Genomic DNA, 18,165 nt, shown 5'->3' with positions numbered 1-18,165 from the left:
AAATGCGGCTTTTTGTATATTTGCAGGATGCAAAACACAGCAACAGAATTGTTGAAGGATTCTCAATCCCAAATTTATAACTGGACTTTTCAATGGATTAAAAATCTTGGTTTGGATAACCAAACCAACCATTTTATCAACTCAATTATTTTATTGTTGTTGGTTGTCTTATTTTTGATAATTGTTGATTATTTCAGCAAAAAAACACTCTTATTATTAACGATCAAAGCCATCCGAAGAAGCACCAACCGATTTGATGACTTATTGATTCGGAATAAAACGTTAAAACTGGTTGCCCATTTTGTCCCCATATTGGTCGCACAATATATCATACCCGTTATTTTTATGGGTTTCCCGAATTGGAAAGAAAACATCAACAAATTGCTGGCGATTGCCACTACCGTTGTCAGTTTGCTGATTGTACACTCCTTATTAAAAAGTATTCGGGATATATTACGAACAAAAAAATCCTTTGCGGACAAACCGTTAGAAAGCTATTTACAAGTCTGCCAGATCATCATGCTCTTTATTGGTGGTACCATCTGTTTTTCGATCTTAACAGGCAGTTCGCCATGGTCATTTCTCTTATCACTCGGTGCTGCCTCAGCGATCCTGATGCTGGTCTTCAAAGACACCATCCTAGGTTTTGTCGCCAGTATACAGGTCTCGGCCAATGATTCAATACGTGTAGGCGACTGGATTGAAATGCCTAAATACGGAGCCGACGGAACCGTAAAGGAAATCAATCTCAATAATGTTAAAGTGCAGAACTTCGACAAGACCATCACAACAATCCCAACACATACCTTATTATCGGATTCCTTTAAGAATTATAGGGGCATGCAGCAATCTGGAGGAAGGCGCCTAAAAAGAGCTATAAATATTAAAATTTCCACGATCCGGTTTTTAGATAATAAGGAGATTGAAGAACTAAAGAATATACAGATTCTCCGTCCCTATATCGAAGACCGTGCAAGAACAATAGATGAATTTAACAGCATTCATCAGATTGATCCTTCCAATCCAATTAATGGCAGGAAAATGACCAATTTGGGTATGTTTCGTGCCTATGCACTTACTTACCTCCGTCAGAATCCCAATATCCATAAAACCATGCCCTTAATGGTACGGCAGTTGGCATCGACCGAACATGGGGTACCGATCGAACTTTACTTCTTTGTCAATGATATACGCTGGGAATATTATGAAGGCATTGTATCCGATGTTTTTGACCATCTGTTTGCTGCCACAAAATATTTTAACCTCGAAATATTCGAAAATCCTGCTTCGGATGATTTTAGACAATTTATAAGAGCACAAAAAATCAGTATATTGAATTAGTGCCAGTAACAAGCGCTATCCATAAAAACAGTGAAAGGTAATCCGGGGAGATTACCTTTTCACTTTAAAAACAAACTAAATTTTTAGACGTGTTTCACAACAGATCTACACATTAACCCTAACTCTTTATGAATCAAAAATTACTCTACACAAATATAGGACTGCTATGTTAAGTCCATCTTAAGCTAACTTTAAACTTAAAACAATTCGACAAATAGTTATTTAAATCATTTAATTCGCATCTTTTATCAATAAATCAGACTTCAATACGTTTAAAATAAATCTTGGTTTGTCAACTGAACCAATCCTATAAGATTGTGTGCCAAACCTCTAGGAATTATTCTTCGATTAATTTCTTCCCCCTATCGCAATAGGGATACTGCGGTATTTCGAAAAGAAAAGGCAATCCGAAGATTGCCTTTTCCTGAAATAGTAAATACTCGATTATTCCACCACAATACTTTTCGTCGCGAAATGTTCTCTATTGAACATATCTATTGCCCTAATTTCGATCTGATATTTCCCTGTTTTAAGTTTCGGCAAATTCGTTACCCACAGATGGCTGGATTTTTCCGGATTAGATGGGCGGCGAGTTGTCATCAGCTTTTCGGCGGTATCATATTTCGCTAGCGATTTTAAGAAAGCGGGATCACTCTCGTTAACATATTCCATCTCTTTCCAATCTCCTTGGTTAATTCGATAAGCCACTTTATCTCCTTCCCTACCAATAAAGAAGTTTGCATAAATCGGGTATCTTTTCGTATACTTTTCGGGTACTACGGAAGCACCATAAATATCGATCTGATAGTTTGCCGGCTTACCTATCACTTTATAATCGAAACTATATTGATTACCTTCAATTTTCAAAATGGCATAACCCTTTGGTGTACCATCCCGCATGGTCGAAACCGGAATTCCCTTGTCATTCAGCTCGCCTGAATACCAATCCCCTGATGTGGTTCCGACATTATATTCGTGATGCGCATGTTCCTGTTTCCAACCATCTTTCTGTCCATAAAAATATTGGCGTTGAAAATGTGTATGTGCCGAAAGCGAAAGTGTGTGTTTAAAAGGGGCTAAAATATCAAAAAGACGCTGTCTGTCTTCATTGCGAAACACATTAGAGTTTTCATGATATAATGGGATATGGAAGGAAAGGACAACCAATTTGTCTTTAGCTACCTGCTTTAAGTCATTCTCAACAAAATCCAATTGATCTTTCCGAAAACCTCCGAGATACCCTTTTCCGGTACGTGGGTTGGGGTAGATAATATTGTCCAATACAATAAAATGTGCATCCCCATAATTAAAGGAATAATTATTAGGGCCAAAAGTTCGCTCAAAAGACTCATCCGAAAGGCTGTCGGTTTTAGCATCATAATTCATGTCATGATTTCCCATGACATTATACCAAGGTAATCCCATCGTAGAAATGACCGACTTGTATTTTGGCTGAAGAGACAAATCATCACCGACCAAATCTCCTAGACTGATTCCGAATTTAGCAACAGATTTATCAGCGATTTCATTAATGATGCCATCCTTAAAAAATCCCAGTTCTTCCTCGGTATATGCTTGTGGGTCACCAAAGACAAAAGCGGAAAAATTGGCTTGCTCATCTTGTTGATATAAAGCAAAGTTCACACTGGCAGGGATTTTACCCGTTGCAGTTACACCGGGATATTTTGACGTTGGGCTACCATTGACTTTGTGTATATAATAGAATTTTGGATGATTATTCTCATCTACGGGTACTGCATATCCCGAAGGTTTGACAACGAAAATGATATTATCATTTCCAACGGGTAATTGATAGTTACCATCTTTATCTGTAGCAACAACTTCGCGACCGTTGCTGACCGAAACAGATGTTATCCCTTTCTCATGCTTATCTAATTTTCCGTTTCTGTTTACATCTAGAAAAACTTTTCCCTTTGCAAATTCTTGTGCTTGTACTGTCTGGGCCAGCGCCAAAGAAATGGCCAATGCCATAAATGTTTTCATATCGAACGTTAGTTTTGCCGCTAAAGTACCCTATTAGCATTAAGACAATATCAATTGAATATAAAGGATTCGTAAATATAAACACGTATCAAGGAGTGATCAACTTAATAAATAACACCTAATTAGTTCTTATATGATAGGGATTTAAATCGGACTTTATACGTATTTATCCGAATGAGGTCCGAGTAAGGTCCGTATAAGGTCCGTATCAAGTCCCTGTTAGTTTACTGTTTAGTATGAATTTGCTCACCACTTGATATAAGGTTTTCCAGCATCATTGCATTCAAATTTTAGAATTGTAATGGCATGAAATTATTTGAATAATTGGCTTATCGATAAAGGATTCCATTAATTCGGAAAAGCGTAAAAAAAAGAAGGAGAAACCAAATGCTCGGTCTCTCCTTCTTTCAATAAATATAATTATCGTTATTATCTTGCTTGGGCAGTCGCTAACATACGATTTACTTCGTCTATCATCGATTTGGCGGCATCATGCATCCGTGGATTGCCTGCAAAGTCCGCATCTAAAGTGACACGTTTTGATTTATCCTTGTAATTATATTCCAGATAAAAACGGGGTACTTTAGAATTTGTGGAGTCCTTTTTCCATTCTGGACCTGTCATATCAGTATCTAAATTCCAAAACCCTAATTCCATTGCTTTGCGGTGCAAATACAATAGATCATCTTTTGTGAACTTTACAGTATCCGTAATTAATGAATCTTGTTTGTCTAAATATTTATAGATACGCGTTTTTGAATTGTATTCATTGACCATATGATTCGGTTCACCATATTTGAATTCAATTGATTCAAAATCAGCAAAACGGAAAGGTGCGTTTTTAATCATATTGCTATAATAATAAACACAATACATTAAAAATGGCACAATAATACAAAGGCCTAAAAAAATCTTTTTACTCTTTATTGTCATTTCTATAAAATTTTGACAAAAATAAGGATTTATATAGGGTATAAAAGTTTATGTCAAGATATGACATAAAACCTACATGGATTTCACCTGGTTAGATCTTTGGAGAACCTGCATCAACGAAAGTTTTGGCGTACCAGCTATCCGTCAGATCTGATATAATAACCCCTTTGCGCGTTGAGACATGAACAAATTTATTGTTGTGCAAGTATACGCCCACATGGTCAATTCCTTTTTTACCGAAAGAAAAAAATACCAAATCACCTTCTTCCAATTTCTCAGGCTTCTTTCTTTTCACAATGCCTTCCATATCTCGTGATGTCCGTGGAAGATTGCCTTTGTAGACTTCGATATATAATAGATTAACAAAACCCGAACAATCCACTCCACTTTTAGTCTGTCCCCCCATTCGATGCGGTATACCCATCCAGTCGTCGATAAATGAATAGAGCTGTGGGTTTAGCTTCTTCGTATTTACATTCAGTAATGAGGCATAATTATCAAGACGAGATCCAGAAAATATTTTTCCTCGCGCCGAACTTGCATCTGTCAACACCGAACCATTGGAGGAACGCGAACCGGAGGTGAGTACTTTTTTCTTCGTTGAACAACTGCTCAAGAATAGTAGTGCGCTTAAAAAGAAGATAAAATAAGATTTAGCAATCATTATGTTCGATTTATTTTCCTGTAAGACAAACTTAAATAAATTGCCCCTGATATACAACCTATTTACCCCCTTCTTAAAAAACAATTTATTCATTCTCCCTATTTTATTGATAAGCTATTCGTCATAAAGGATTATTCCCATACACTGAGTAGTTAGGATTGGTTGATCTTCATTGAAGCTTTTAGTTCAACTATCCTCAATAGCTGCGGATCTATCCTTTTTCCCTACCAAGAACGTAGGATCGGAAAAAGAATTGTCCAGAAATCGTAACTTTGCCGCCTAATTTATTTGAGAATGGAAAAATTAAAAGGTGCATTAGCTGTCTTTTTAGGTGCGAGTAGCTTTGGGATACTATCAACGTTTGTAAAAAAAGCATATGGTCAGGGGCTTACTTTAGGAGAGGTAACAGGGATTCAGGTATTATTTGGCATGCTTATGCTTTGGCTTATCTTTATCGTGATCAAGCTATTTTCTGGAAAATCCTTTCAATCATCAACTAAAAAATCATCTTGGGTCAAAATATTGATCAGTGGTACATCAACGGGGCTCGTGAGTGTCTTATACTATAAATGTGTACAGTTGGTGCCGGCATCTCTGGCTATTGTCCTACTGATGCAGTATATATGGATCGGTGTGGTCATTGAATTTATCTTTTTCAAAACAAAACCATCAAAAAACAACTTGATCGGTATTGGTATCGTATTGATTGCAACATTATTGGCAACAGGGCTCATTGAGAAAGGATTGGAGGATATCAGCTTAACAGGTCTATTATTTGGGTTCTTGGCCGCTACCGCTTATTCGGTTTTTATGATCGTAAATGGCCGCGTGGGCAATGATTATCATCCAATACAAAAAAGTGCAATCATGGTAAGTGGTTCCTGTATTTTGATTTTCACGTTATTTCCACCGAACTATTTATTTAATGGTCAATTTGATACTAATTTTCTACATTTTGGACTGATCCTGTCCTTATTTGGCACCGTCATTCCACCATTGTTATTCGCTTATGGTTTACCAAAAACAGGCTTCTCTTTAGGTGGAATATTAAGTTCTGCAGAATTACCTGTAGCTACCTGTATGTCTTATTTTATATTACATGAATCTGTTTCGTTGGTACAATGGATCGGTGTTCTTTTGATTTTAGGGACAGTGATCTGGTTAAATGCCGCAAAAAGCAGTGCACACTAATCAATGCATACATTTCAAAACACGATCTCAGGTATTCTATACAATCGTATTGGATAGAATATCAACCATGATCAAAAGATCTTGGAATGAAACTCTTCCTTAGTAAAAAGGGCAATCTTATAGAAGATTGCCCTTTTTATGAATGTATAATTCTTAAAAAATTAATGTGCTAATGTTTCAGGAACCTCCTCGACTTCTACTTCACAAGTATCTGTTACTTCCATAAATTTCACAGGTACAACCTCGTTCACCAATAACGGGTCATACAAAGTCCTCACCTTGACATAATTTTTGGAGAAACCATGCATATAACCGTCTTTTTCATCTGCTTCGAACAGGACATCTCCCTGAGCTCCAAGCTGTAATTCATAAAAAGCGCGACGTTTCTTCTCTGAAAGAATATGCAACATCTTACTTCTATCACTACGTTGTGCTCCTGGTACTGCTCCTTCCATTTGGGCTGCAATTGTATTTTCACGCTCCGAATAGGTAAACACGTGCAAATAGGAAATATCCATATCGTTCAGAAAATTATAGGTATCTATAAAGTCTTCACGCGTTTCTCCGGGAAATCCAACAATCACGTCAACACCTATACAACAGTTCGGCATTAATGACTTGATAAACTCTACACGTTCAGTATATAGCTCCCGTTTATATCTCCGGCGCATCAAGCTCAAAATCTTGTTATTTCCTGACTGCAATGGCATATGAAAATGTGGAACAAATCTTTTGGATTGTGCGACAAATTCGATGATATCGTTGGAAAGAAGATTAGGTTCAATAGAAGAAATACGTATCCGATCAATACCATCCACCTCATCCAGTGCTTTTACCAAATCCAGGAAGCGGTCTTCACGTTTCCCATCCCGAATACCAAAATCACCAATATTAACCCCTGTCAATACGATTTCTTTTACACCCGAAGCAGCAATTTCTTCCGCTTGCTTGACAATCTCTTCAATCTTTCCTGAGCGACTTCCACCACGTGCCAAAGGGATTGTACAGAAAGTACATGAATAGTCACATCCATCCTGTACTTTTAAAAAGGTACGCGTACGGTCGCCGATGGAATAAGCCGACACAAATTGATTGGTTTCATCAATCGGGCCATTATAAACAATTGTTTTTTCCTGTTTGGTCAAGTCATTGATATGTTCAATGATATTAAATTTCTCAGCAGCTCCCAATACCATATCTACACCAGGAATCTCCGCGATCTCCTTTGGTTTTAGTTGGGCATAACAACCAACAATGGTAATATAGGCATTCGGAGAGTGCTTTAAAGCTTCTTTAACCACTTTTCTACACTTCTTGTCAGCATTGTCCGTTACAGAACATGTATTGATTACATAGACGTCCGCACGGCTATTGAACGCTGTTGTATCATAGCCCGCATCCTTAAATAAACGTCCTATGGATGATGTCTCCGAATAATTCAGTTTACATCCAAGTGTATAAAAAGCTACTTTTTTATTCTCCATAATATTTTGCAAAATTACATTTTTTTTCAGTAACCCTTCTTATCATTTTAAGTTTTGACTTTCTCGTTATAAGGATTTTCCTTAGTTTTGACTATCTTGAAAGGTTGGATGCGCTAGAAGATTTAAATTTTATAGCTAAAGGCAGATACAGCATCCACTGGTTATGGTTTTAATGCAATTTTGATATAGAAGGGTATGTAAAAAGGCATACACACCTACTAATATAAGCAGCAGAACATGCATATTCAGACCTCGGGTATTAAGCGTTTAACAAATAAAACTTACAGATGAAACAATATTTAGATTTACTCAGACACGTATATACGAATGGTGTTGTAAAAACGGATCGTACCGGGACAGGTACCAAAAGTGTCTTTGGATATCAGATGCGTTTCAACCTTCAGGAAGGATTTCCGCTAGTAACAACAAAAAAATTGCACTTGCGATCAATTCTTCATGAGTTAATCTGGTTTTTGAAAGGAGAAACCAATATTCAGTATTTAAAAGACAATGGCGTGAGTATCTGGGACGAATGGGCTGACGAACAGGGGAACCTAGGCCCTGTTTATGGTTCACAATGGCGCTCTTGGCCAACACCTGATGGCCGTCATATCGATCAGATCACACAGGTTATCAACCAGCTGAAAAATTCACCGGATTCCCGTCGCATTATTGTATCGGCATGGAATGTTGCTGAAATCGAAAACATGGCCTTGCCTCCTTGTCATGCTTTCTTTCAATTTTATGTAGCACCAGCACAGCCTGAGAAAGGGATTATGAAGCCTCAATTATCCTGTCAGCTTTATCAACGTAGCGCCGACATATTTTTAGGTGTTCCTTTCAATATTGCCTCTTATGCCCTGTTGACGATGATGGTGGCACAAGTCTGTGATATGGAAGCCGCTGAATTTATCCATACATTGGGCGATGCACATATCTATAGCAATCACTTTGAACAAACGGAACTACAGCTGAGCCGTGATCCAAAGCCATTGCCACAAATGAAGATAAACCCAGAGGTGAAAGATATTTTTGATTTCAAATTCGAAGATTTCGAATTGCTGAATTATGAATCACATGCGCATATAAAAGCCCCTGTTGCAGTTTAGGAGAACCTTTAGGAGGCTCTTCTAGACACAATATCACTTTACACAACAGAACTAATCTACACGATACAAAAATGAGTAACCCAACGATCACATTAATCGTAGCTGCCTCGGAAAACAATGCTATCGGCATCAATAATCAGATGCCCTGGCATTTACCAAATGACTTTAAATATTTTAAAAGAAACACCATTGAGCATTCTGTCCTGATGGGCAGAAAGACCTTTGAGGCCATCGGTAAGGCATTGCCCGATCGAAGAAATATCGTCATCACACGTAATGCTAATTTTCAGGGAGAGGATATTGATGTTGCCAACAGTATCCAGGAGGCTCTTTTATATTGTCGCGACGAGCGTGAGGTATTTATCATCGGTGGAGCAAATATCTATCAACAGGCTTTACCATTGGCAAACAAGGTACTTTTGACACGTGTACACACAACGATTCAGGGAGATGCGTTTTTTCCAGAACTATCATCGGAAGAATGGGAACTGGTTTCCGCGGAACCACATCAGGCAGATGATAAACATGCATTCAACTATACCTTTGAAGTGTATACAAGAAAATAGTTCTATACCATGAATAAACTGAGCCTGCAATTGAATAAGATAAAGATGTATCATATCATGTATGCGATAAGCTTTTTTCTTTTTACTTTGCTGACTTCAACACAAGCCTTCGCACAGTTCCTTCCACCAACGACTATACGGACACCTTATGGAAATGTTACTACGCCAGGCCACTATATGCCTCGGTTCTATTCTTCATTCAAGAAGGAACCTGTGAGTAGCAGATATGAGTTTTATATTGTCTTAAAAAATGACAGCACTGTTGTTTCAAAAACTAAAATAAAACTTAGAACCGCTACCAAACCCAGTGAAATCTCTTATAAAGAAAAAGGCATAAAATATACAGTAACACCTGACCAAACGAAAGAAATATACCGGATAGATTACCGGAAAAATAAAATAAAAGGTATTCCACAGGATAGTTGTTGGTTATTTTTGGTAGACACGGTAAAATATCAAAGAAAAATCAGACGATATAGTATGACTGCTGATATCAATGATCCCGCAATATCACATTTTAAGATTGATAAAATGAACGAAATCCTACCACTTCAAAAAAGCACATTAGAGCCTCACGTTCAGGAAAATGAAAAAGCAAAGAAATTGGTGTCAAAAAATAAATTATTAAAAGCAATCGAGGAATTGAATAGATAATAGCGTAGAACGACTAAAGATCAAATGCAAGTGATTAAGTTTTATCTAGCTAATTATAACATAATAAGCATCTGAAATACAATCTTCTAAAAAATGCATAGATATCTGCTATTATTTTTCACACTATTTATGTCGGACACATATGCTCAAAATATAGATACAGTATACCTGGAAAAATTACTTCAGAGTCGTCCTGATCTATTCCAACAAATATTAAATCATCCGACAAAGAATGAAGTGCAGATCCTGTACACTCAAATTGATCGTGATAAATTTAATATCCCACACTTCAGGTCTTATAGTTATCGACTGAATCCCAATTGGTATTTCTATCCCGCAAGTACCGTAAAACTGCCAACTGCGATTTTGGCTCTGGAAAAAATCAATGAATTACATATTAAGGGCCTTACAAAAGATACACCCCTACGCATTGACTCTGCTTTTGAAAAACAAACTAAAGTATCTCTGGATGAATCCGCGGTTAATGGTCTTCCGTCAATTGCTCAGTATGTAAAAAAAATATTATTGACCAGTGACAATGATGCTCAAAACAGGCTGTTCGAATTTATTGGCCGTGCTGAGCTAAATGCAAAACTCAAAAAATATGGCACCAAGTACAGCCGAATTGTCAACCGCCTTGCCATCGGTGACAAAGGAATCTGGGCGAAGCATACTAATCCTTTCACCTTCTACAACGGTGACAATATTATCTATCAGCAAAAAGAACAATTTGACCCCAAAGACTATGATATCAAGTTAGCCAATACGCTTCAGGGAAAAGGTTACATGAATGATAAAGATGAACTCATCCACGAACCATGGAGTTTTGAGGGACTAAACGTTTATGCGCTAGCGGATCAACAGCTGATCTTGAAGAAATTACTGTTTCCAGAAGCATTCAAAAGCAAAGACAGATTTAATCTGTTGAAAGAGGATTATACGCTACTCTATGATTATATGTCACGTTATCCATTTGAATCGGATTTCCCTAAATATGATACAACAGAATTTTGGCCAACATATAGCAAATTACTGTTCTATGGACGTGAAAAAAGTGTAGAGCTAAACCCTAATATCCGTATCTTCAATAAGTATGGTGACTCTTATGGTTATAATATTGATAACGCCTATATTGTAGATTTTGAACATGGAATAGAGTTTCTCCTTGCCGTCGTTGTCCAGTCTAATGAAAACGGTATTTACAATGACGGTATTTATGAATACGAAACCGTCACTTACCCCTTTTTGAAAAACATTGGACAGCTTATCTATCAGGAAGAATTAAAGAGAACAAAAAAATCAAACCTGATTTATCCAAGTTTGATTTCAGAAAATAACAAAGGGGCTTTCAAAAAATTGAAAGCCCCTTTGAATTAGAAATGATCTATTTTATTTAGCGGATAATAAAGCGCTTTCGATCAATTCACCATAGAAATCACCTTCTTTCATACCAAAGGCACGCACCTGCTGCGGGATAAAACTCTGTGCTGTCTGCCCAGGAATTGTATTGATCTCGATAAAGTAAAACTTATCGGTACCGTTTTCCAGGAAAAAGTCCACGCGCACCATGCCTTTACAATTTAACCTAACATAAATTTCCTTCAGAATACGGGCAGCACGTTCTTGCTGCTCTGTCGTCAGGTCTGCTGGTGTAATTTCCTCGGTCAAGCCAGGGATATATTTCGCTTCAAAATCAAAAAATTCACGTGTCGTACGAACCTCTGTTGCAGGCAACACGACCAATTCCCCTTTCGCGTTACGGAAAATCCCTTCAGAAAACTCACGTCCGGTCACAAATTCTTCAACAATCACTTGCTTTCCCGTATTCTCGGCATCGAATGCTTTGTCAATAGCTTCCTGTAACTGAACTGATTCTTTCACCTTTGTCATTCCGATACTACTTCCACCAGCGTTAGGCTTCACAAAATATGGAAGGGAAAGGTTAGTTTCTACAACGTTGGCTGCTTCCGCCCGTTGCGATTCAAATAATAAAACCGATTTGGCCAGGTACAATTCAGGAATACCATTTAAGACCGCCTTCGTGTAGCCCTTGTTCATCGTCAAAGCTGACGTCAGTGCATCGCATGAAGTATAAGGAATATCCAGCAAATCAAAGTAGCTCTGTAGTCTTCCATCCTCTCCAGGTACGCCATGAACCATAATAAAAGCTAAGTCAAAACTTATTGTCTCTCCATTTAATGGTAAGGTAAAGCTTTCGCGCAGGATCGGATACTGCCGACCATCTTTATCTGTATAAAACCATGCGTCTTTTGATATGGTAATCAGGTACACATCGTATTTGTCATGATCGAGTTGGGAATTGACAAAGGCAGAACTTTTAAAAGAAACTTCGGCCTCCCCTGTATAACCTCCAGTTATTAATGCTATTTTTGCTTTCATAAATTTTAGCGATTCGAATAGCAAATATAATTTGCTATACACGGAAAAACGAATAATTTTGTGAGGAATAATTTTATTTAACCATTCTGCAAAATTGGCTTCAATATTGCGGTTCTATGCAGAATTCATTTTTATCAAACACAGTAATGTCCAAAGTCGTACAATATCTTCAGACACCCACCTTCAGAAAAAATCTCATTGCCGCATTCATCGCGATAGTCTGCCTATTTCTTGCCGTATATGTGGGGCTGAAAATATATACTAAGCATGATGAATCTATTGCGGTTCCGAAAATAAAGGGACTCCATATCAACGCAGCCATCCAAGCCTTGGAGGATGCCGGATTAGAATATCAAATTGACTCCGTCTATCAGATGGATGCTAAACCGGGCCTTGTGATCGAACAAGATCCCGAGCAGGGATTTCATGTGAAATCTGGTCGAACAATTTATCTGACCATTATCACCCAGGTGGCTCCGGAAGTCTCCTTTCCAAATATTAAAGATAAGACCCTGATCGAAGCAACAGCTATCTTGAAAAATCATAATCTTAAAATAGGTGACACTTCTTATGTTGCTGATATTGCTAGAGATATTGTTCTGGATGCTCAATTTGCGGGTCAGTCTATTCGAAATGGCCGAATGATTCCAAAAGGTTCACGGATAGATCTTGTCCTAGGTAATGGTCTTGGGGCGAATGAAGTTGAAATCCCCAATCTGATCGGACTGCCTTTGAACGAAGCTAAATTTGCCCTTTCTGGTGCCGGACTTGGCTTGGGAACAGTAACCTACGATCCCAATGTAACCGATACAACAACAGCGGTAATCAGTGTGCAATCTCCGGGGGTAGAAAAGGGATTAACAAGCTTAGGTGCCAAAATAGACGTGACACTTTCGCTGACAGCGCCTTCACCGACAACAGGTACACCAGGATCTTCAACTGTACCCAAACCACAGGTAACTCCGACTCAGTCGAACCCACCTGCCGCGAAGCCCGTTGCTACGAAGCCAGCTACCACGACAAAAACGACAACAAACACCCCTCCCGCCAAGTCTTCAAATACAGCGCCTACAGCGGGACAAAAAAAGGAAAATAAAGCAAATAGTCTAGGCTTCTAAAGCGATCATGAAACCTTCATAAGCCATAATCATTTGTATAAAAGATGAGTTCTATGTCGGTGAAGGTTTTATCACAGATATAAAAAAGTAATTCTGATGGAAAATAAAAAAGGAATACCAAGTTGGTTAAAAATTGTTGCATTAATCGTCATCCTTGTTGGGGGGTATTTTGCATGGACATTTTATAAGGCTTTCTTTGCCTCAAACGTTTCTGGAGAGAAGAAATACCTCTATATTCATGATGGCGCAAAGTATGAAGATGTCCTCAAATCGATTCAAGACTCTAGTCTTTTGGATGATATCGCTTCATTCGAACGTGCTGCTCAATATAAAAAATACGAACAAAGTGTTAAACCGGGTCGCTACTTATTAACTCCCGGAATGAACAACCGACGTTTGATCGGTAACTTGATCGGTGGCTATCAGGAACCTGTGAAATTTAGATTTGCCAATGTAAGGCTAAAAGAAAATATGGCTGCATTATTGGGCAAAAGCTTTGAGGCTGATTCAGCACAATTTATTGCAGTACTGAATGATGAAGCTACAGCGCAAAAATTTGGATTTACCAAAGAAAACCTGATTTCAATTTTCATTCCAAATACCTATGAAATTTACTGGAACACGAGTCCAGAAAAGGTTATTGCCCGCTTTGATGATGAGTGGAAAAAATTCTGGAATGCAGATCGCATTACTAAAGCAAAAGCACTGAACCTAACCCCACAACAGGTGAGTACATTGGCTTCCATCGTTAAAGGCGAGGCTTTGCACCAAGACGAAATGCCCATGATCGCTGGCTTATATTTAAATCGTCTAAAAAAAGGCATGCTCCTACAAGCCGATCCAACAGTAATCTTTGCTAACAATGATTTTACGATCAGAAGGGTCTTAAATAAACATTTAAGAATGGATAACCCTTACAATACTTACATCTATAGAGGCTTGCCGCCGGGGCCTATTTCTATCCCGAGTATCGCTGCTATTGATGCGGTTCTGAATTTTAAACAACATGATTATATCTATATGTGTGCAAAGGATGATTTCTCAGGTTACCATAATTTTGCAAAAACAGAAGTAGAACACCTGGTAAATGCTCGAAAATTCCAACAAGCCTTAGACGCCAGAAATATCAAGAAATAATGTTTGTATTTGACCATCAGATTCGTGTTCGCTACGCAGAAACAGACCAAATGGGTTATGTCTATTATGGCAATTACGCAGCCTTTTATGAGATAGCAAGGACTGAAATGCTGAGAAGTACAGGGATATCTTATAAAGAACTGGAAGAAATGGGCGTTATGCTCCCTGTCACAGAGCTGAAAACAAAATATCTCAAACCGGGTAAGTATGATGATTTGATAACGATCCGGGTAACGATTCGTAAGAAACCTGCGATCCGCATTATTTTTGAATATGAACTTTTTAACGAAAGTGGTGAGTTACTCAATCAAGGAGAGACAACGTTGGTATTTGTCAATATGGAAAAGAACAAACCATGTATGCCGCCACAGGTCTTTCAGGATAAGATGAGTAAATATTTTAATTGATATGGGGAAATTCCACCAATGGCTATTAAATTTTGAACCTTATTTTAGATTAATCGAATGGAGTAAACGGGTTGTGTTACCAGGATTTGGGTCACTTCCCCTTTATACTGTAGCGGTGTTTTTCTTTCAGGAGCTCGCCAGAGATTCAATCGTCAGCAAGGCATCATCATTATCATATAGTTTTTTGTTGGCTATATTTCCCGGTATCATCTTTCTATTTACATTAATTCCCTATATTCCAATCAACAACTTTCAGGAGCAATTACTGGATTTTTTAGCGGTTGTCATCCCTAAGAATGCGTTCCTTGTCGTTGAAACCACCCTCGAGGATATTATTAAAAACCAGAATGGTGGGCTCCTTTCCTTCGGTTTTCTTTTCGCAGCATATTTTGCGACAAATGGTATGGCCTCATTAATGAATGCTTTCAATAAAGCTTCCTTAATGACCGAGAAAAGACCTTGGATAAGAAAAAGGCTCGTTGCACTAACATTAGCCTTTCTGATTATTTTTGCCCTTACCGTCGGGATGACTGTATTTACAATTGCTGGTGTAACGATTGATTATCTAAAAGAAACCACGGGCATTAAATCCAGTATGTGGGCGACTTTGTTAAAGCTCTCTCGATGGATTATTATTTTCGCAATTTATTTCTTTACAGTAAGCTGTATTTATAAGTTTGGCCCATCTACATCAAACAAGTGGAAGTTGTTTAGCCCCGGAGCCTCCATGGCCACTATATTAGCGATTTTGACTTTCTCGATTTTCACATTCTATATTAATCATTTTGGTGCATATAATAAATTATATGGTTCGATCGGAACGCTGATCGTCATTATGCTCTGGATCTATCTCAATACCCTGATATTACTATTGGGCTATGAGTTAAATGCCGCAATAGCTTTGTCCAAGCAAACCATTGTCATTGCCAAGCCGCGGATCTTCAACTCCTTTAAAAAAGATAACGAATAGCACTACAAGACACAACGAACCGTCAAAAAGGATACTGTAAGGCTCAAAATTTTTCCTATTCTGACCAATGAAAGATCCTATCCTGAGCCCTTTCAGACCAAGTTGTTCGACTGCAACCTATAACTAGGGGATAACTGAAAGTCTTTCAATAAAATAAGAAAAATAAAATTTTGCATTAAAAGTTTTTTTGTACCTTTGCAACTCCTACAACGTAGGAAAAAGGAGAAAATTAATTAATGGCAAAAAAACAAGAAGCAGAAAAAGAATTAGCAGCGAAAAACGCAGAGCTACAAGGTGCTGACACTAAAGTAGTGAAAGACACTGAAAAAATTGAATCAGAAGCTGATTCAAACTTAATCGACGAAATCAAATCAAACACTTGGATCACACCAGAAGGTGAATTTGACTGGGATGCAAATGATAAAGGTTTCGGAAATTATAGCGAAGCTGAACGCGCTAAACTTGAAGCACAATACGCAGATACTTTCAACCAAGTTAACCAAGGTGAAATTATTGAAGGTACTGTCGTTTCTATCAACAATAAAGACGTTGTCTTAAATGTTGGTTTCAAATCTGACGGTTTAGTTTCTTTATCCGAATTCCGTGACTTACCAGAATTAAAAATTGGTGACAAAGTTGACGTATTCGTTGAATCTCAAGAAGATGCTAACGGTCAATTAGTACTTTCTCGCAAACGTGCTAAAACTCAAAAATCTTGGGAAGCTATCAATGAGGCATTGGAAAATGATGCAATCATTACTGGCTTCGTTAAGAGCCGTACTAAAGGTGGTCTTATCGTTGACATCAAAGGTGTTGAAGCTTTCTTACCTGGATCTCAAATCGACATCAAACCTATCCGTGACTACGATATATACGTAGGTAAAACAATGGAATTCAAAGTTGTTAAAATCAACCACGAATTCAAAAACGTTGTCGTATCACACAAAGTATTAATTGAGAACGACTTAGAAAACCAAAAATCTGAGATCGTTGCTAAATTAGAAAAAGGTCAAGTATTAGAAGGAACTGTTAAAAATATCACTGACTTCGGTGTATTCATCGACTTAGGTGGTGTTGACGGTTTGTTGCATATCACAGATATCTCTTGGGGCCGTATCGAGCATCCAAAAGAAGTTTTAGCTTTAGATCAAACAATCAACGTTGTTGTATTAGACTTTGATGATGAGAAAAAACGTATCGCTTTAGGCTTGAAACAATTATCTGAGCATCCTTGGGAATCTTTAGATACAGCATTAGAAGTTGGTTCTAAAGTTAAAGGTAAAATCGTAACAGTTGCTGATTACGGTGCTTTCTTAGAAATCATCCCAGGTGTTGAAGGTTTGATCCACGTTTCTGAAATGTCTTGGTCTCAAAACTTACGTTCTCCACAAGAGTTCTTAAAAGTTGGAGACGAGATCGAAGCTCAAATCTTAACTTTAGATCGTGATGAGCGTAAAATGAGCTTAGGTATCAAACAATTGACTCCAGATCCTTGGAAAAACATCACTGAGCGTTACCCTGTTGGTTCTAAACAATCAGCTGTTGTTAAAAACATGACTAACTTCGGTGTATTTGTTGAGTTAGAAGAAGGTATCGACGGTTTGATCCACATCTCTGATTTATCTTGGTCTAAAAAAATCAACCACCCTAACGAATTCACTAAAGTTGGTGAGACATTAGAAGTAGTTGTATTAGAATTAGATGAAGAAAACCGTAAATTATCTTTAGGTCACAAACAATTGGAAGAAAACCCTTGGGATACTTTCGAGACAATCTTCACTGAAGGTTCTATCCATGAAGGTACTGTGATCAAAGTTGGTGACAAAGGTGATATCGTTGCTCTACAATATGGTGTTGAAGGTTTCTGTCCTTCTAAACACTCTGTTAAAGAAGACGGTTCTTCATTGAAAGTTGATGAAGTTACTTCATTCAAAATCATCGAGTTCAACAAAGAGAACAAACGTTTGGTAATTTCTCACTCTCGTATCTGGGAAGAAGAGAAAGAAGAAGCTCGCAAAGAAGAGTCTAGCAACCGTAAAAAAGACGCTAAAGCTGAGTCTTCAGCTGTTAAAAAAGTAAAAGATTCTGTTGAAAAATCTACTTTAGGCGATTTAGACGTGTTAGCTCAATTGAAAGAGCAAATGGAAAATGACAAAAACGCTAAGTAATTAGCATTTTCAATCCATA

16 protein-coding genes are annotated in these 18,165 nt (G+C 37.8%); 11 read left to right on the top strand and 5 right to left on the bottom strand.

The features are described from left to right. Positions 1-27 precede the first annotated feature (27 nt). Positions 28-1,341 carry a mechanosensitive ion channel family protein gene (locus tag M2408_RS23610; protein WP_259187045.1) on the top strand — a complete coding sequence of 438 codons (1,314 nt, stop codon included), beginning with the start codon at positions 28-30 and terminating at the stop codon, positions 1,339-1,341. 444 nt (positions 1,342-1,785) lie between these two features. Here the strand turns inward: M2408_RS23610 and M2408_RS23605 are convergent, their stop codons facing one another. From M2408_RS23605 to M2408_RS23595, 3 genes are all read right to left on the bottom strand, one after another. Beyond that, complete coding sequence (locus M2408_RS23605) at positions 1,786-3,345, bottom strand: calcineurin-like phosphoesterase family protein (RefSeq protein ID WP_259187044.1); 1,560 nt, start codon at positions 3,343-3,345, stop codon at positions 1,786-1,788. A gap of 429 nt (positions 3,346-3,774) precedes the next feature. Continuing rightward, positions 3,775-4,194, bottom strand: a complete 420-nt coding sequence (locus tag M2408_RS23600; RefSeq protein ID WP_120260009.1) for a hypothetical protein — start codon at positions 4,192-4,194, stop codon at positions 3,775-3,777. Positions 4,195-4,369: 175 nt separating this feature from the next. Continuing rightward, positions 4,370-5,035 carry a C40 family peptidase gene (locus tag M2408_RS23595; protein WP_259187043.1) on the bottom strand — a complete coding sequence of 222 codons (666 nt, stop codon included), beginning with the start codon at positions 5,033-5,035 and terminating at the stop codon, positions 4,370-4,372. 201 nt (positions 5,036-5,236) lie between these two features. Between M2408_RS23595 and M2408_RS23590 the strand changes: the two genes are divergently transcribed. Further along, entirely contained in the window at positions 5,237-6,133 is an 897-nt protein-coding gene (locus tag M2408_RS23590) for a DMT family transporter (protein ID WP_259187042.1), read from the top strand. Positions 6,134-6,294: 161 nt separating this feature from the next. Here the strand turns inward: M2408_RS23590 and mtaB are convergent, their stop codons facing one another. After that, positions 6,295-7,617, bottom strand: coding sequence for a tRNA (N(6)-L-threonylcarbamoyladenosine(37)-C(2))-methylthiotransferase MtaB (gene mtaB, locus M2408_RS23585; RefSeq protein WP_259187041.1), 1,323 nt, complete (start codon positions 7,615-7,617; stop codon positions 6,295-6,297). A gap of 287 nt (positions 7,618-7,904) precedes the next feature. On the opposite strand from mtaB, the gene M2408_RS23580 reads away from it, so the two are divergent. The 4 genes from M2408_RS23580 (at position 7,905) to M2408_RS23565 (ending at position 11,323) form a co-directional block, all read left to right on the top strand. Continuing rightward, positions 7,905-8,726 (top strand): thymidylate synthase, encoded by an 822-nt coding sequence (locus tag M2408_RS23580; protein WP_259187040.1) that lies wholly within the window; start codon positions 7,905-7,907, stop codon positions 8,724-8,726. 71 nt (positions 8,727-8,797) lie between these two features. After that, entirely contained in the window at positions 8,798-9,292 is a 495-nt protein-coding gene (locus M2408_RS23575) for a dihydrofolate reductase (RefSeq protein ID WP_259187039.1), read from the top strand. Between the two features lie 9 nt (positions 9,293-9,301). Beyond that, on the top strand, positions 9,302-9,946 hold the full coding sequence (locus M2408_RS23570; protein ID WP_259187038.1) for a hypothetical protein: 645 nt from the start codon (positions 9,302-9,304) through the stop codon (positions 9,944-9,946). Positions 9,947-10,075: 129 nt separating this feature from the next. Continuing rightward, positions 10,076-11,323 carry a class A beta-lactamase-related serine hydrolase gene (locus tag M2408_RS23565; RefSeq protein WP_259187037.1) on the top strand — a complete coding sequence of 416 codons (1,248 nt, stop codon included), beginning with the start codon at positions 10,076-10,078 and terminating at the stop codon, positions 11,321-11,323. 12 nt (positions 11,324-11,335) lie between these two features. Here the strand turns inward: M2408_RS23565 and M2408_RS23560 are convergent, their stop codons facing one another. Next, a complete protein-coding gene (locus M2408_RS23560; RefSeq protein WP_259187036.1) occupies positions 11,336-12,346 on the bottom strand; it encodes a D-alanine--D-alanine ligase in 1,011 nt (336 codons plus the stop codon). 116 nt (positions 12,347-12,462) lie between these two features. Between M2408_RS23560 and M2408_RS23555 the strand changes: the two genes are divergently transcribed. The 5 genes from M2408_RS23555 (at position 12,463) to rpsA (ending at position 18,146) form a co-directional block, all read left to right on the top strand. Further along, entirely contained in the window at positions 12,463-13,464 is a 1,002-nt protein-coding gene (locus M2408_RS23555; RefSeq protein ID WP_223580562.1) for a PASTA domain-containing protein, read from the top strand. 96 nt (positions 13,465-13,560) lie between these two features. Then, the gene (gene mltG / locus M2408_RS23550) at positions 13,561-14,601 is read left to right on the top strand and encodes an endolytic transglycosylase MltG (RefSeq protein WP_259187035.1); all 1,041 of its coding nucleotides are present in this window, start codon (positions 13,561-13,563) and stop codon (positions 14,599-14,601) included. Continuing rightward, positions 14,601-15,008 (top strand): thioesterase family protein, encoded by a 408-nt coding sequence (locus M2408_RS23545; RefSeq protein WP_259187034.1) that lies wholly within the window; start codon positions 14,601-14,603, stop codon positions 15,006-15,008. The genes mltG and M2408_RS23545 overlap by 1 nt, the downstream gene beginning before the upstream one ends. Position 15,009: 1 nt before the next feature. Next, a complete protein-coding gene (locus M2408_RS23540) occupies positions 15,010-15,978 on the top strand; it encodes a YihY/virulence factor BrkB family protein (RefSeq protein ID WP_259187033.1) in 969 nt (322 codons plus the stop codon). 236 nt (positions 15,979-16,214) lie between these two features. Continuing rightward, positions 16,215-18,146, top strand: a complete 1,932-nt coding sequence (gene rpsA, locus M2408_RS23535) for a 30S ribosomal protein S1 (RefSeq protein ID WP_259187032.1) — start codon at positions 16,215-16,217, stop codon at positions 18,144-18,146. Positions 18,147-18,165: the final 19 nt, after the last annotated feature.

Origin of the sequence: Sphingobacterium sp. BIGb0165 (assembly GCF_024810095.1) — a bacterium.
GTDB classification, from domain to species: Bacteria; Bacteroidota; Bacteroidia; order Sphingobacteriales; family Sphingobacteriaceae; genus Sphingobacterium; species Sphingobacterium detergens.
Note: the sequence above shows the minus strand (reverse complement) of the source record. Positions and strands in the feature narration are given on the sequence as shown.

What these genes read in the sequence shown, in the direction of transcription:
- mtaB (WP_259187041.1), bottom strand. Translation starts at nt 7,617, where the DNA reads ATGGAGAATAAAAAAGTAGCTTTTTATACACTTGGATGTAAACTGAAT.
- M2408_RS23605 (WP_259187044.1), bottom strand. Translation starts at nt 3,345, where the DNA reads ATGAAAACATTTATGGCATTGGCCATTTCTTTGGCGCTGGCCCAGACA.
- M2408_RS23545 (WP_259187034.1), top strand. Translation starts at nt 14,601, where the DNA reads ATGTTTGTATTTGACCATCAGATTCGTGTTCGCTACGCAGAAACAGAC.
- M2408_RS23570 (WP_259187038.1), top strand. Translation starts at nt 9,302, where the DNA reads ATGAATAAACTGAGCCTGCAATTGAATAAGATAAAGATGTATCATATC.
- M2408_RS23555 (WP_223580562.1), top strand. Translation starts at nt 12,463, where the DNA reads ATGCAGAATTCATTTTTATCAAACACAGTAATGTCCAAAGTCGTACAA.
- M2408_RS23595 (WP_259187043.1), bottom strand. Translation starts at nt 5,035, where the DNA reads ATGAATAAATTGTTTTTTAAGAAGGGGGTAAATAGGTTGTATATCAGG.
- M2408_RS23600 (WP_120260009.1), bottom strand. Translation starts at nt 4,194, where the DNA reads ATGATTAAAAACGCACCTTTCCGTTTTGCTGATTTTGAATCAATTGAA.
- M2408_RS23575 (WP_259187039.1), top strand. Translation starts at nt 8,798, where the DNA reads ATGAGTAACCCAACGATCACATTAATCGTAGCTGCCTCGGAAAACAAT.
- rpsA (WP_259187032.1), top strand. Translation starts at nt 16,215, where the DNA reads ATGGCAAAAAAACAAGAAGCAGAAAAAGAATTAGCAGCGAAAAACGCA.
- mltG (WP_259187035.1), top strand. Translation starts at nt 13,561, where the DNA reads ATGGAAAATAAAAAAGGAATACCAAGTTGGTTAAAAATTGTTGCATTA.
- M2408_RS23565 (WP_259187037.1), top strand. Translation starts at nt 10,076, where the DNA reads ATGTCGGACACATATGCTCAAAATATAGATACAGTATACCTGGAAAAA.
- M2408_RS23590 (WP_259187042.1), top strand. Translation starts at nt 5,237, where the DNA reads ATGGAAAAATTAAAAGGTGCATTAGCTGTCTTTTTAGGTGCGAGTAGC.
- M2408_RS23560 (WP_259187036.1), bottom strand. Translation starts at nt 12,346, where the DNA reads ATGAAAGCAAAAATAGCATTAATAACTGGAGGTTATACAGGGGAGGCC.
- M2408_RS23540 (WP_259187033.1), top strand. Translation starts at nt 15,010, where the DNA reads ATGGGGAAATTCCACCAATGGCTATTAAATTTTGAACCTTATTTTAGA.
- M2408_RS23610 (WP_259187045.1), top strand. Translation starts at nt 28, where the DNA reads ATGCAAAACACAGCAACAGAATTGTTGAAGGATTCTCAATCCCAAATT.
- M2408_RS23580 (WP_259187040.1), top strand. Translation starts at nt 7,905, where the DNA reads ATGAAACAATATTTAGATTTACTCAGACACGTATATACGAATGGTGTT.